General features: G+C 75.7%; 12 protein-coding genes. 5 read left to right on the top strand and 7 right to left on the bottom strand.

Annotation, left to right across the window (positions count from 1 at the left end; genetic code table 11):
• Positions 1-134 precede the first annotated feature (134 nt).
• Together ACLIYP_RS25830 and ACLIYP_RS25825 are read left to right on the top strand one after the other, a co-directional pair.
• The gene (locus ACLIYP_RS25830; RefSeq protein WP_412715516.1) at positions 135-359 is read left to right on the top strand and encodes a hypothetical protein; all 225 of its coding nucleotides are present in this window, start codon (positions 135-137) and stop codon (positions 357-359) included.
• A complete protein-coding gene (locus ACLIYP_RS25825) occupies positions 356-1,411 on the top strand; it encodes an MBL fold metallo-hydrolase (RefSeq protein ID WP_412715515.1) in 1,056 nt (351 codons plus the stop codon). The genes ACLIYP_RS25830 and ACLIYP_RS25825 overlap by 4 nt, the downstream gene beginning before the upstream one ends.
• Positions 1,412-1,453: 42 nt before the next feature.
• On the opposite strand, the gene ACLIYP_RS25820 is transcribed toward ACLIYP_RS25825, so the two are convergent.
• Together ACLIYP_RS25820 and ACLIYP_RS25815 are read right to left on the bottom strand one after the other, a co-directional pair.
• Positions 1,454-2,086, bottom strand: a complete 633-nt coding sequence (locus ACLIYP_RS25820) for a DedA family protein (RefSeq protein ID WP_412715514.1) — start codon at positions 2,084-2,086, stop codon at positions 1,454-1,456.
• On the bottom strand, positions 2,086-2,862 hold the full coding sequence (locus ACLIYP_RS25815; protein WP_412715513.1) for an MBL fold metallo-hydrolase: 777 nt from the start codon (positions 2,860-2,862) through the stop codon (positions 2,086-2,088). The genes ACLIYP_RS25820 and ACLIYP_RS25815 overlap by 1 nt, the downstream gene beginning before the upstream one ends.
• A 325-nt stretch (positions 2,863-3,187) precedes the next feature.
• Here ACLIYP_RS25815 and ACLIYP_RS25810 point away from each other — a divergent pair, with 325 nt between their 5' ends.
• Positions 3,188-5,266 carry a phage holin family protein gene (locus ACLIYP_RS25810; protein WP_412715517.1) on the top strand — a complete coding sequence of 693 codons (2,079 nt, stop codon included), beginning with the start codon at positions 3,188-3,190 and terminating at the stop codon, positions 5,264-5,266.
• 290 nt (positions 5,267-5,556) lie between these two features.
• Positions 5,557-6,009 (top strand): hypothetical protein, encoded by a 453-nt coding sequence (locus ACLIYP_RS25805; protein WP_412715512.1) that lies wholly within the window; start codon positions 5,557-5,559, stop codon positions 6,007-6,009.
• A 40-nt stretch (positions 6,010-6,049) separates the two neighbouring features.
• Here ACLIYP_RS25805 and ACLIYP_RS25800 read toward each other — a convergent pair whose 3' ends face one another.
• Positions 6,050-6,901, bottom strand: a complete 852-nt coding sequence (locus tag ACLIYP_RS25800) for a helix-turn-helix domain-containing protein (protein ID WP_412715511.1) — start codon at positions 6,899-6,901, stop codon at positions 6,050-6,052.
• A gap of 51 nt (positions 6,902-6,952) precedes the next feature.
• On the opposite strand from ACLIYP_RS25800, the gene ACLIYP_RS25795 reads away from it, so the two are divergent.
• The gene (locus tag ACLIYP_RS25795; protein ID WP_093659973.1) at positions 6,953-7,261 is read left to right on the top strand and encodes a 4a-hydroxytetrahydrobiopterin dehydratase; all 309 of its coding nucleotides are present in this window, start codon (positions 6,953-6,955) and stop codon (positions 7,259-7,261) included.
• 99 nt (positions 7,262-7,360) lie between these two features.
• Here the strand turns inward: ACLIYP_RS25795 and ACLIYP_RS25790 are convergent, their stop codons facing one another.
• The 4 genes from ACLIYP_RS25790 to ACLIYP_RS25775 form a co-directional block, all read right to left on the bottom strand.
• Positions 7,361-8,563 (bottom strand): S1 family peptidase, encoded by a 1,203-nt coding sequence (locus ACLIYP_RS25790; protein WP_412715510.1) that lies wholly within the window; start codon positions 8,561-8,563, stop codon positions 7,361-7,363.
• Positions 8,564-8,892: 329 nt separating this feature from the next.
• Positions 8,893-10,101: a S1 family peptidase gene (locus ACLIYP_RS25785; RefSeq protein ID WP_412715509.1), complete on the bottom strand. Its 1,209-nt coding sequence runs from the start codon at positions 10,099-10,101 to the stop codon at positions 8,893-8,895.
• Between the two features lie 273 nt (positions 10,102-10,374).
• Positions 10,375-11,052, bottom strand: a complete 678-nt coding sequence (locus ACLIYP_RS25780; RefSeq protein ID WP_412715508.1) for a fasciclin domain-containing protein — start codon at positions 11,050-11,052, stop codon at positions 10,375-10,377.
• 155 nt (positions 11,053-11,207) lie between these two features.
• Positions 11,208-12,762 (bottom strand): molybdopterin-dependent oxidoreductase (locus ACLIYP_RS25775; RefSeq protein ID WP_412715507.1); only part of this gene is annotated, 1,555 nt, incomplete at its 5' end.

The following is a 12,762-nucleotide window of genomic DNA, read 5'->3' as shown; positions in this document are numbered from 1 at the left end:
CAGGGCATCAGCGCGGGGCGCGCGAGTGACGGCCGCTGCACGCCGGGCGCCACCTCTACCCCGACTTCGAGGCGCTGCGCCCCGCGCTGGCCGCCCGCGGCATCGAGGACGCCCCCCGGCTGGAGGCGGAACTGGTGCGGCGGCTGGGGCCGTACGCCCTGGGCGGCCACCGCTTCGGCGACGATCCGCGCGCCCTGCGGGTGCGGCTGTCCACCGACGTGCTGCCCGCCGGCACGACGGCCGACGGCTCCGCGGTGGCGCGGGCGTCGCTGGAGACGGCCCTGCGGGAGCTGACGGCCGGCGGTCCGGCGGCTCCTCACCCCGTGAAGTCCCCGGACGCAGATGGGAGCCCCGCATGACCGAACAGACGGAGAAGCCCGCCCAGGCCGTCCTCGACGCCCCCGCCGCCGGCTCCCCCCGGAGGCCCCCCGCCCTGCCCGCGCCCCGCCCCCTGGGCGAGCGGCGCACCTGGCCGGGCACCTTCGCCGACCGGCTCACCGAACCCCTGCCCGGCCTGCGCTCCCTGTCCCGCATAGCCAGGGAGGGCAGCACGCGCCCCGACCCCGCGACACTGGACGAGATCCCCCTGCTGCCCTGCGAACCGGCCCCCCTGCCGCCGGTCGACGCCGACACCGCGGCCGTCACCTGGGCCGGGCACGCCAGCTGGGTGGTGCGCATCGGCGGCCTCACCGTACTGACCGACCCCGTCTGGTCCCGCCGGATCCTTGGCACCCCGGCGCGGGTCACCCCGGTCGGAGTCCCCTGGGAGGACCTGCCGCGCGTCGACGCCGTGGTGATCTCGCACAACCACTACGACCACCTCGACGCCCCCACCCTCAGGCGCCTGCCGCGCGACACCCCGCTGTTCGTACCCGCCGGGCTCGGCGCCTGGTGCCGCAGGCGCCGCTTCGCCCGCGTCACCGAACTGGACTGGTGGGAGGCGGCCGAACTGCCCTCGCCGGGCGGCGGCGCCGTCCGCTTCGACTTCGTCCCCGCACACCACTGGTCCCGGCGCACCCTCACCGACACCTGCCGCTCGCTGTGGGGCGGCTGGGTGCTCACCGACCGCCACGGGCAGCGGATCCACTTCGCCGGCGACACCGGGTACGGCCACTGGTTCGGCGAGATCGGCCACCGCTACCCCGGCATCGACCTCGCCCTGCTGCCGATCGGCGCCTACGCGCCGCGCCGGATGCTCCGCCCGGTGCACACCGACCCGGAGGAGGCCGTACGCGCCTGCCTGGACCTCGGCGCCCGCCGTATGGCCCCCATGCACTGGGCCACCTTCCTGCTCTCGGCCGAGCCCCCGCTGGAGCCGCTGAGCCGGGTACGGGCCGCGTGGGCCGCGGCGGGCCGCCCGCGCGAGGACCTGTGGGACATGCCGATCGGGGCCTCCCGGATCCTGGACTGACCGGTCCGGCCCCCCGGCCCCGCACCGGCCGGCCCCCGCGCCCTACCGTGTGACCTGCACCGGGCGCAGCCGCCGCCACGCCGAGGGCACCGCGCCGACCAGCAGCGTCAGACCCACCGCCGCGGCCACGCCCTGCCACGGCTCGGGGAACAGCGAACCGCCCAGGATCCCGATCATCTGGTAGGTCGCCGTCCACACCAGGCAGGCCGGTGCGGCACCGCGCACGAACCGCCGCACCGGCACCCGCGACAGCAGGCAGGCCACCATCACCGGGATCCGCCCGGCCGGCACCAGCCGGGAGACCACCAGCACCGTCACGCCGTGCTCGTCCAGCTTCCGCCGCGCGGCCTCCAGGCGGTCCGGCTCGGCCCGCCGGCGCATCCGCTCCAGCCAGCGCGAACCGCTCCTGGAGCGGCCGCCGCGCTGCCCGAGCCAGTACAGCAGCAGATCGCCCAGGAACGCGGCCAGCGCCGCGACGGCGAACACCAGCAGCAGCGGAAGGGCCGGAGGACTGCGGTGGAACGCCACCGCCGACGCCGCGCTGACCAGCGCTCCCGTCGGCACCACCGGCACCAGCGCGCCGAACGCCACCAGCAGGAACAGCGACGGGTAGCCCACCGCGCCGGGCGCCACCTGCGCCGGTATCTCCCGCACCGCGCCGAGCAGTGCCTCCATCACCCCGCCGCCTCCAGCCGTACGCTCTCGCCGTGCCCCAGCAGGTGCACCGCCGCGGCGGGGGCCGAGCGCGCCGCCAGCCGCGCGAACTCGTCGCCGGGGGAGTGGAACTCGTGCGGCCGGACCGCGTCCAGACCGATCGGCCAGTACGTCCCGTAGTGCACCGGCACCGCCAGCGGCGCCCCCAGCAGGGCCAGAGCCTCGGCGGCCCGGCGCGCGTTCATGTGCCCGTCGCCCAGTTTCGGACCCCAGCCGCCCACGGGCAGCAGCGCCGCGTCGACCGTGCCGACCGCCTCCGCCATGGAGTCGAACAGCCCGGTGTCCCCGGCGAAGTACGTCCTGGACTCCCCCTCGACCACATAGCCCAGGGCGGGCGCCAGGTGCGGCCCGTAGGGCAGCCGCCGCCCGTCGTGCTCCGCGGGCACCGCGCGGACGGTGACGTCTCCGGCCCGCACGCGCCCGCCCACGTCCACCTCCTCGATCCGCAGCCGCCCCGCCAGCCGCCGCAGCCCCGCCACCGAGGCGAGCGCGCCGCGCGGCACCACCACACGGGTGCCGGGCGCCAGGCGGGCCAGGGAGGGCAGGTGCAGGTGGTCGGCGTGCAGATGGGAGACCACCACCAGGTCCACCCGCGCCGCCGACTCCGGCGGCGGCTGTCCGCGCCGCCTGCGCAGATGGGCCAGCCGCCGGACGAACACCGGATCGGTGAGCACCGTCACCCCGCGGTCGCGCACCGTCGCCGTGGCATGACCCCACCAGGTGATCTCCGCAGGCACCGGCCCCTCCTTCCGTCCGCTCGCCCCTTTCCCCGTACCGATCCTCTCATCCCGCCCCCGTGCTTCCGGGAGCTTCCGCCAGGAGACCGGGCACGCCCCCGGCCGGGGGAGCCACTGTGGAAAAGTGGGACGTGCCGGGCCGGGGGGCGGCGCTTTCCGGCGCCCGGCGGCGTCCGGCGGCGCCCGGCGGCGTCCGGGGTGGCCGGCGGCGGACGTGTGACGAGGACACCGGCGCGCGGACGCATGGACGTGCCCGGCGCGGAGAAGGCGGACGGCGGGGGCGCGGCCCCCGGGCCCCGGAGGAGGAAAGGCGGACGGCGTGCGGATGGCGGCCTGGCGCAGGGCGGGCGGCGCGGTGCTGCGCGTCCTGGTGGTGTGGGCGGTGAGCACCCTCACCATGCTGGTGCTGGCCGGCGTGCTCCCCGACTTCCGGCTCCAGTCCGCCGACGGCGACAGCGCCACCAGCATCGGGGTCACCGCCGCCCTCGGGGCCGGCGCCTTCGGCCTGCTCAGCGCCCTGGTGTGGCCCCTGCTGGTCAGAGCCCTGCTGCTGGTGCCCGCCCTGGTGCTGGGCCTGCTGGTGTTCTTCCTCAACGGCTCGCTGCTGCTGCTGGCGCTCGCCCTCCTGCCCGACTACCGGGGCGAGGCCGATCCGCAGACCGCCGTGGTCGTCGCCGCCGCGATGTCCGCCGCCTCCTCGGCGGCCAACACCTTCCTGGCCGTCCGCGACGACCGGGCCTACCGGCGGCGCCTGGCCCGGCTCGCCGACCGCCGCTGGCGCCGCTCGGGACGCCGGCTGACACCGGCCACCCCCGGCACCGTCTTCCTGCAGCTCGACGGGATCGGCCACGACGTACTGCGCGACGCGACCACCGCTCCGCCCGGCGGCGAGCCGCTGATGCCGGGCGTCGCCGCCATGCTCCGCGACACCCACCGCCTCGTCCCCTGGCACACCGACTGGTCCAGCCAGACAGGCGCCAGCCAGCTCGGCATCCTGCACGGCTCCAACGAGGACGTGCCCGCCTTCCGCTGGTACGAGAAGGAGACCGGCGAGGTGGTGATCACCAACCGGCCCTCCAGCGCCGCCCGGCTCCAGCGCCGCGCCGCCGAACACAGCGGCGAGCCCGGACTGCTCGCCCACGACGGCGCCAGCCGCGGCAACCTCTTCAGCGGCGGAGCCGCCCAGGCCGCCCTGGTGCTCTCCGTCTCCGCCCGGCGCGGGCGGCACAACCGGTCGCGCGCCGGGTACTTCGCGTACTTCTCCGACCCGGCCAACGCCACCCGCACGGCCGCCTCCTTCGTCGCCGAGGTGGTCCGCGAGATCGTCCAGTCCACCCGCGCCAGGCTGCGCGGGGACACCCCTCGGGTGCCGCGCGGCGGGCTCTACCCGTTCATCCGGGCCTTCGCCACCGTCGTCCAGCGGGACGTGGTGGTCGCCTCCGTCCTCGGCGACATCCTCAGCGGGCGCACCGCCGTCTACGCCGACCTCGTCGCCTACGACGAGGTGGCCCACCACTCCGGGCCCCGCGGCCGCGACACCCACCAGGTGCTGCGGCGGCTGGACCGTTCCGTCGCCCTGATCGCCAAGGTCGCAGCCCAGGCCCCCCGGCCCTACCGCCTGGTGCTCCTGTCCGACCACGGGCAGAGCCCCGGGGAGACCTTCGCCTCCCACTACGGGCTGACCCTGGAGGACCTGGTCCGCGCCGGATGCGGGCTGCCGGTCTCCCGGCGGGCCAGGCGCTCGGCCAGCGGCGCCGAGGCCCGCGCCGCCGCACGCGCCGCCCTGCACCGGCCCGAGGACGGGCACGGCGCCGAGCCCCACTGGCCCGCCCCCACCTCCGACCCGGTGGTGCTCGGCTCGGGCAACCTCGGGCTGATCTCCTTTCCCGGCATCCCCGGGAGGGCCACCCGCGAGGAGATCGACCGCCGCCACCCCGCCCTGCTGCGCACCCTCGCCAACCACCCCGGCATCGGCTTCCTGCTGGTGGACACCGAGCGCCACGGGCCGGTGGTGCTCGGCCCCGGCGACAGCGAACACCGCCTGGACACCGGCGAGATCGTCCGGGCCGACCCCCTGGAGCCCTACGGGCCGCGGGCCGCCGCACTCGTACGGCGCACCGCGCGCTTCCCGCACGCCGCCGACATCATGGTCAACTCGGCCCTGGACCGGGCCACCGGCGCCGTCCACGCCTTCGAGGAGCAGATCGGCTCCCACGGCGGCCTGGGAGGCGAGCAGTCCCGGGCGTTCCTGCTCTACCCGCGCCTGCTGTCCCCGCCGGACGCGGAGGGCGAACCGGTCGGCGCCGAGCGGATCCACCGGGTGCTGCGCGGCTGGCTGCGCGAGGCCGAGGCCGCCCAGGCGGTGACCACGCCCTTCGTTCCGGCCCGCGCGCATCTGCGCTGACCTGTCCGGCCCAGCCGTCCGGCCCGACCGTCCGGCCGAGTCCGCCGGTTCCGAGAAAAAATGTGCCAAGCGGCTGCCGGCACACCACCGACACGCCCTGGCGGGAGGAGCGCCACCAAGGCGGGCCGCACCCGCGATTACCCGGGCGGTAATCGACCCCCGCGCGGGCCGGCGGCAGGGTGGGGGCACCGGGTTCCGGCCGGCGCACTCCGGCCGGAACCCGGCCTCCGGCCCGTGCGCACGGCCGGAGCCTTCCGCACCGCGCCCGAGACGACGGAGGCCGATCCGCCATGTCCGCTACCTCGCCCGAGACCTTCGGCACCACCCGCACCACCCGCCCCGCCCGCTCCTCGCTCCCCCTGCTGCGCCGGCTCCTCGCCCTGGACGCGGCGGTCACCGCCGCCAACGCCGTCGCCTACCTGGCTCTGTCCGGCCTCCTGGGACGGCTGCTGGGAGTGGGCGACGGCCTGCTGCTGGGCGCCGGAGCCTTCCTGCTGCTGTACGGCGCGGGGGTCGGCCTCCTGGCGAGCCGCCCCGTTCCGCCCGCGCCCTGGGTGCGGGTGGTGGTGGAGGGGAACCTGCTGTGGGCGCTGGCCTGCGCCGCCGTCCTCGCGCTCGGCGTGCTGGAGCCGTCCGCCGCTGGGTGGGTGTGGATCCCGCTCCAGGCCGCGGTGGTCGCCGCCCTGGCGGTGGCCCAGAACCTGGCGCTCCGCGCGGTGCTCCGCGGCCCCGGCCGGTCATGACCGGCCCGGTCCGGGACCTGCGGGCCCCCGGACCGGGCGGCTAGCCGAGCAGCTCCGGCAGCAGGGCCGCCGTCTCCGGGTCGGCCGGGACGAAGGTCTCCATCGCCAGCTCGGAGACGGTCACGTCCATGGGCGTGTTGAAGGTGGTGATGGTGGAGAAGAACGACAGGACGTGCCCCCGGTGCCCGATCACCAGCGGCAGGGCGAAGGGGCCCGGGGCGCGGGGGCCCCCGGTGTCGCGCCGTTCGGCGCCCCCGGGGTCCGCCCCGGGCGGCGGGTAGGCGGCGACCTCCTCGTACAGCTCGCGCAGCGGCGCCGACCGCAGCGGCGCGAGCTGCCGCCGCATCTGCTCCAGCAGATGCCCGCGCCACTGGGGGAGGTTGCGGATGCGCGGGGCCAGGCCCTCGGGGTGGAGGGTCAGGCGCATGGCGTTCAGCGGGGGGCGCAGGAGGTGTCCGGCCACGCCCTCCAGCAGGGCGGCGACACCGCGGTTGGCGGCCACCACCTCGTACCGGCCGTCGACCACCAGGGCGGGGAAGGGCTCGTACGCCGTCAGCATCCGCTCCAGGCCTTCGCGCAGGGCGGCCAGCGAGGGGTCGTCCACGGGGGTCTCGGCGTAGTGCGGGGCGTGTCCGGCGGCCGTCAGCAGCGCGTTGCGCTCGCGCACGGGGACGCCGAGGTGCTCGGCCAGCCGGAGCACCATCTCCGGGCTGGGCCGGGTGCGCCCGGTCTCGACGAAGCTGATGTGCCTGGCGGAGGAGTCGGCGCGCAGGGCCAGTTCGAGCTGGCTGAGCCCGGCGCGCTCCCGCCAGTGCCGCAGCAGGGGCCCCACCCCGTTCGCCGATCTGCCCGTCCCCGTCCCCGTGCTCGTGTCGGCCGCAGTGGATCCCATGCCGCGACCCTAGGCTGGGACGGTCGTCCACGGGAAGTGAGATTTGGTGTCATGGCGCCCCGACCGCTGACCTCGCAGGAGATCGACGCCGCGCTGGCGGAGCTGCCCGGCTGGGAGTTCGAGGAGGACCGGCTGAGGAGGACCTACTCCTTCGCCGGGCACTTCCCGGCCGCGGCGATGGTGCTCCATGTCGCGCAGATCCAGGAGGAGATGAACCACCACGCGGATCTGCTGCTGGGCTATGACGCGGTGGGGGTGTCGGTGAACACCCACAGCGTGGGCGGGAGGGTGACGGAGCTGGACGTGCGCCTGGCGCGGCGGATCGAGGAGATCGCCCCGTCGCACGGCGCGCGCCCGTAGCCCGCGGCCCGTACGTGTACGGCGGGAGCCGCCGCCCGGTCGGCCGGGCGGCGGCTCCGTTCGTTCGCCGTTCGTTCGCGGTTGGTTCGCGGCTGAGGGTTACCGCTTGAGGGTGAGGCCGTAGGCCGACAGGATCTCGTTGACCGGCTGGTGGTAGGTGGTGCCGCCGGTGCGGCAGTTGCCGGAGCCGCCGGAGGTGACGCCCTGGGCCTGGTTGCCGGAGATGTAGGAGCCGCCGGAGTCGCCGGGCTCGGCGCACACGGAGGTCCGGGTCACGCCGGTGATGGTGCCCTCGGGGTAGGTGACGCTGGTGTTGTGCTGCTGGACGGTGCCGCAGTGCCAGCCGGTGGTGGAGCCGGAGCGGCAGATGGAGGCGCCGACGGCGGCCTGGGTGGAGCCCGCCACCTGGACGCTGCCGCTGGAGGTCTTCACGTACGGGGTGGCGGTCCAGTTGGAGTTGGTGGCGACCCAGGCGTAGTCGTTGCCGGGGAAGGACGAACCCTGGAAGGTGCCCTGGGCGGCCTGGTTGTAGCCGGTGGTGGAGCTGCCGGTACGGCCGCAGTGGCCGGCGGTGACGAAGCCCTGCTGGCTGCCCCTGGTGACGGCGAAGCCGACCGAGCAGCGGCCGGAGCCGTTGATGTAGTACGCGTCGCCGCCGCGCAGGTCGTACAGCGGGCGGGGCTTCTCGGCGGACTTCACCACGCGCACCAGGTCGCTGTCGGCCCCGGCGGCCTCGGCGAAGGCGCGGGCCTTCGCGGTGTCGGAGGCGTGGACGACGACGGAGTTGGTCTTCACGTCGACGTACCACACCGGCGCGGCGGTGGTGGAGCCCTTCTCGGCGGCGCGGTCCAGTCTCGCCTTGGCGGCCTCGAGTTCGGCCATGCCGTGCTCGACGACCTTCGCCCGGGCGCCGGCCTCGGTGATGGCGGGGGCCTGGGCGGGGTCGGTGGTGGCCACGGTGAGGGTGGAGGTGTCGCCGGTGGTCCAGGCGCCGGCGTAGCTGTCGGCGAGGTCCTTGGCGAGGGCGGGGGCGGTCTTCGCGGCGCGGTACTCGTTCGCCACGCGCTCGCGGGCCTGCTCGGCGGTTATGCCGAAGTCGCGCTGCATGGCCTTCAGCGCGCCGGCGGGCATCTCCTCGGCGGCGCGGAGGGCTTCGGCGGTGAGGGTGGTCTCGGCGGCGGTCTTGGCGGGGGTGTCGGTGGGGGACGACGTGACCGCGCCGGCGATGGAGGGCAGGGCGGTCAGGGCGAGTGCGGTGGCGGCGAGGGCCGCACCGGTCGCGATACCACGGCTGTGGCGCATTCGTTCTCCTCTGTTGTGGGGAAAAGAGGGTGGGGGGTGAACGGCACGCCCGTGTTTCACGAGGGTGGCGTGCGCCTGTCAAGCTAGACGTTTCGCGGTGTGCTGGTGTCGCATATCGGACACCGCGGAGAAGTGGTCACAAGAACTTCACGCATGATCACAAGCGCTGCACGAGGCCGTGGTGGCGGACTCCTGGCGGTGGACTCGCGGCGACGGGCTCATGGCGACGGACTCACGCCGGAGGAGTCGCGTCAGCGCGAAGGGCCGCCCCGCGCGCCGGGGGAGGGAGCGGCGCGCGGGGCGGCCCGGGGACGGCCGGCCCGTGAGGGCTAGCCGGTGACGAGGGTGAGGCCGTACGCCTCCAGGACAGGTTCGACCGGCTGGTAGAAGGTGGTGCCGCCGGTGGTGCAGTTGCCGGAGCCGCCGGAGGTGACGCCCTGGGCCTGGTCGCCGGTGATGTACGGGCCGCCGGAGTCGCCGGGTTCGGCGCACACGGTGGTCCGCGTCAGCCCGTGCACGTCGCCCTGCCCGTACTGGACTGTGACGTCGTGCTGCTCGATGGTGCCGCAGTGCCAGCCGGTGGTGGAGCCGGAGCGGCAGACGGACGAGCCGACCGGCGCCTGGGCGGAGCCGGCGACGGTCACGTCGGCGCCGCCGGAGCCCCTGACGTACGGGGTGGCCGTCCAGCCGTCCGCGGTGGCGACCCAGCCGTGGTCGTCGCCGGGGAAGGACGAGCCCTGGAAGACGCCCTGGGCCGAGCGGTCGTGCCCGGCGGTCGTGTCACCGGGGACGCCGCAGTGGCCGGCGGTGACGAAGCCCTGCCGGGTGCCGTCGGTGACGGCGAAGCCGACCGAGCAGCGGCTGGTGTCGTTGATGTAGTAGGCGTCGCCGCCGCGCAGTTCGGCGTACGGGCGGGGCTTCTCGGCGGACTTCACCACGCGCACCAGGTCGCTGCCGGCCCCGGCGGCCCCGGCGAAGGCGCGGGCCTTCGCGGTGTCGGAGGCGCGGACGACGACGGAGTTGGTCCTCACGTCGACGTACCACTGGGAGACGGAGGCGGGGGCGCCGTGACGGGCGGCGCGGTCCAGTCCGGCCTTGGCGGCGCCGAGTTCGGCCAGGGAATGCTCGACGACCTTCGCCCGGGCGCCGGCCTCGGTGATGGCGGGGGCCTGGGCGGGGTCGGTGGTGGCCACGGTGAGGATGGAGGTGTCGCCGGTGGTCCAGGCGCCGGCGAAGTCGCCGGCGAGGTCCTCGGCGAGGGCGGGGGCGGTCTTCGCGGCGCGGTACTCGTTCGCCACGCGCTCGCGCGCCTGCTCGGCGGTTATGCCCAGGTCGCGCTGCATGGCCCTCAGAGCACCGGCGGGTAACGCACCCGCGGGCGACCGGCCGGCGTCCTGCCCGGCGTCGCCGGCGATGACCGCGGCGGGCACCCCGGTGGGGGAGGGGGCGGCCGCTTCGGCGGCGGCGGGCAGGACGGTCAGTACCAGGGCGCCGATCGCGAGGGCCGAGCCGGCTGACGCACCACGGCTGTGCCGCATGTGGACTCCTACGTCTTGTGTGGGGGGATGGGCGCCGGGCCGCCGTCGGCCGCCCGGCGCACCTGGAGGCTGTCCACCGCGCGACACGGCGGAACCGGGTACGGGACCGCCTTCACCGAAGGGCCACAGCCTCCAGCGGACCGTCACACCGCCGTCCGCACTGCGGCCCCCGCCGTCCGGTGGGCGGGACGGCGGGGGCCGTTGGCCGGTGACCCCGTGCCGGGGCGCGGCAGGGGGCCACCGGGGCCGTGGGCGGTTCTCCGGTTCAGGAGGTCACTTCGGCATCAGCACCGTGTCGACGATGTAGACGGTGGCGTTGGCGGTCGGCACGTTGCCGCAGACGACCTTCGAGGCGTCGTTGACCGTGTAGGAGCCCTCGGAGCCGGAAACGGTCAGCTCCTTCTTCTCCAGCAGCGTCGGGTAGGAGCCGTCCTCCAGGTCCTCGGGCGTCAGCCTCTCGCCGACGACGTGGTAGGTGAGGATCTCGGTGAGTGCCTTCTCGTCCTCCAGAACGGCGTTGAGGTCCTTCTCCGGGATCTTCGCGAAGGCGTCGTCCGTGGGCGCGAACACCGTGATGTTCTCGGCGCCGTTGAGGGTGTCGACCAGGCCGGCCTTCTGCACCGCGCTCACCAGGGTGGACAGGGCGGGGTTGTTGGAGGCGGCGGTGGCGACCGGGTCGTCGGCCATGCCGTCGAAACTGCCCTCGCCGTCCTCGGGGACGGCCTGGCAGCCGGGGCCGAACGGCTTGGAGGTGTCGACCGCGGCCATGTCGTCCGACTCCTCCTGCGCCCCGTCGGCGGGCATGGACTCGGCCGGCGAGGCGGACTGCGAGTCGGCCGCGCCGTCGCCGCCGTCCTCGGAGGAGCAGGCGGTGATCGACAGCGGCAGCACCACCGCGGCGGTGACGGCGAGGGCGACGCGGCGGATGCGGCGGGTACGGGTGGCGCTCATGTGGCGTGGTTCTCCTGTCGGTTGGGATACGAGGGCCGGAAGGCCCCGATCGGACTGCTCGGTTCGGACGGCCTGCTGAGAAGGCCTGGTCGGAATCGCTGCGGCCGGGCGGCCGCGGCCGGCCTCCGCGGTGCGCGGCGGCACGGCGGGCGGGGTCAGGTCACGTCGACCACCACCGAATGCCGTCCGGTCGCACCGTCGGGCAGGGTCCCGGTGCGCTCGGCGGTCTGCACGCGTCCGCGGCGGTCGGTGGCGCGGACCTCCAGCCTGTGCGAGCCGGGCGCGGCCTCCCAGCGCCAGGTCCACTGCCGCCAGGTGTCCGCGCTGTCCTCCGCGGCCAGGCGGGCGGTGCGCCAGGGCCCGCCGTCGACGCGCACCTCGACGCGGTCGACACCGGTGTGCTGGGCCCAGGCGACGCCGCCGACGGCCACGGTCCCCGCCTTCAGGGAGGCGAAGGGCTTGGGGGTGTCGATGCGCGACTGGGTCTTGACCGGCGCCTCTGCCGCCCAGTCGCGGCGGACCCAGTAAGCGTCGTAGGCGTCGAAGGTGGTCAGTTCCAGCTCCGTCAGCCACTTGCAGGCCGAGACGTAGCCGTACAGGCCGGGCACCACCATGCGCAGGGGGAAGCCGTGGTCGAAGGGGAGCGGCTCGCCGTTCATGCCGACCGCCAGCAGTGCGTCCCGGCCGTCCATGACCGTCTCCACCGGAGTGCCCAGCGTCATGCCGTCCACCGAGCGGGACACCAACTGGTCGGCCGGCCCGCCCCGGGAGGGCGGCCTGACACCGGCCTCGCGCAGCAGCTCGGCCAGGGGCACGCCCAGCCATCGGGCGGTGCCGACGTAGGGGCCGCCGACCTGGTTGGACACGCAGGTGAGGGTGATGTCGCGTTCGACGAGCGGGCGTTCGAGCAGCTCGCGGAAGTCCAGGGTCAGCGGGCGTGTGACACCGAGGCCGTGGAGGCGCAGCCGCCAGGCGCCGGCGTCGAGGCGGGGGACGGTCAGGGCGGTGTCGACGCGGTAGAAGGCGTCGTTGGGGGTGATGAAGGGCTTCATGCCGGGCAGCCGCAGATCGGCGCCGGGCGGTACGGGAGGGGCCTTGGACGCCGGGGCGGGCAGGGCCACCGATTCACGGGAGGCGGCGGCCCGGGCGGTGTCCGAGGCGGTCAGGGCGCGGGCGAGCAGCCCCGTCCCGGCGGTGGCGGCGGCGGTGCCGGTGGCGGCGAGGACGAACCCGCGCCGGTCGAACGGCGTGCGCTCGCCGCTCGTACCGGGCTGTGGCCCGCTCTCGGGTGCGCCGCCACCGGCGGTGTGCGCGTCCCTTGCCGGCGCGAGCCGCCCGGCCAGCAGGTACAGGGCCGCAGCTCCGGCGGCGGCGCCGACCACCGAGGGCAGTGCGCCCGCACCGCCCGTGTCCGGGCGGCCGACGGCCGCCGCCGCGCCGACCGCACCGAAGAGCAGCACCCCCGCGGCCCCTGACCCGCGCCGGCGCGGGGCCGACAGCCCCAGTGCGGCGGCGGCCAGGGCCAGCAGCGCCAGGATGCCCAGCCGCAGCACCAGCTTGTCGTCCTCGCCGAAGGTGCGGACGGCGAAGTCCTTCAGCCAGGCCGGGGCGCGGTCGACGACCGCACCGCCCACCGCCGTGACCGGCCCGGCCTCCGGGCCGGTCACGGCGGCCGCCGCCAGTTCGGCGACGGCCAGGGCCAGGGCGCCG

It is taken from the genome of Streptomyces nanhaiensis, assembly GCF_046614825.1.
Taxonomy (GTDB): domain Bacteria; phylum Actinomycetota; class Actinomycetes; order Streptomycetales; family Streptomycetaceae; genus Streptomyces; species Streptomyces radiopugnans.
This window is presented reverse-complemented; position numbering and strand designations above follow the sequence as displayed.

What these genes read in the sequence shown, in the direction of transcription:
- ACLIYP_RS25825 (WP_412715515.1), top strand. Translation starts at nt 356, where the DNA reads ATGACCGAACAGACGGAGAAGCCCGCCCAGGCCGTCCTCGACGCCCCC.
- ACLIYP_RS25820 (WP_412715514.1), bottom strand. Translation starts at nt 2,086, where the DNA reads ATGGAGGCACTGCTCGGCGCGGTGCGGGAGATACCGGCGCAGGTGGCG.
- ACLIYP_RS25810 (WP_412715517.1), top strand. Translation starts at nt 3,188, where the DNA reads ATGGCGGCCTGGCGCAGGGCGGGCGGCGCGGTGCTGCGCGTCCTGGTG.
- ACLIYP_RS25805 (WP_412715512.1), top strand. Translation starts at nt 5,557, where the DNA reads ATGTCCGCTACCTCGCCCGAGACCTTCGGCACCACCCGCACCACCCGC.
- ACLIYP_RS25800 (WP_412715511.1), bottom strand. Translation starts at nt 6,901, where the DNA reads ATGGGATCCACTGCGGCCGACACGAGCACGGGGACGGGGACGGGCAGA.
- ACLIYP_RS25795 (WP_093659973.1), top strand. Translation starts at nt 6,953, where the DNA reads ATGGCGCCCCGACCGCTGACCTCGCAGGAGATCGACGCCGCGCTGGCG.
- ACLIYP_RS25790 (WP_412715510.1), bottom strand. Translation starts at nt 8,563, where the DNA reads ATGCGCCACAGCCGTGGTATCGCGACCGGTGCGGCCCTCGCCGCCACC.
- ACLIYP_RS25785 (WP_412715509.1), bottom strand. Translation starts at nt 10,101, where the DNA reads ATGCGGCACAGCCGTGGTGCGTCAGCCGGCTCGGCCCTCGCGATCGGC.
- ACLIYP_RS25780 (WP_412715508.1), bottom strand. Translation starts at nt 11,052, where the DNA reads ATGAGCGCCACCCGTACCCGCCGCATCCGCCGCGTCGCCCTCGCCGTC.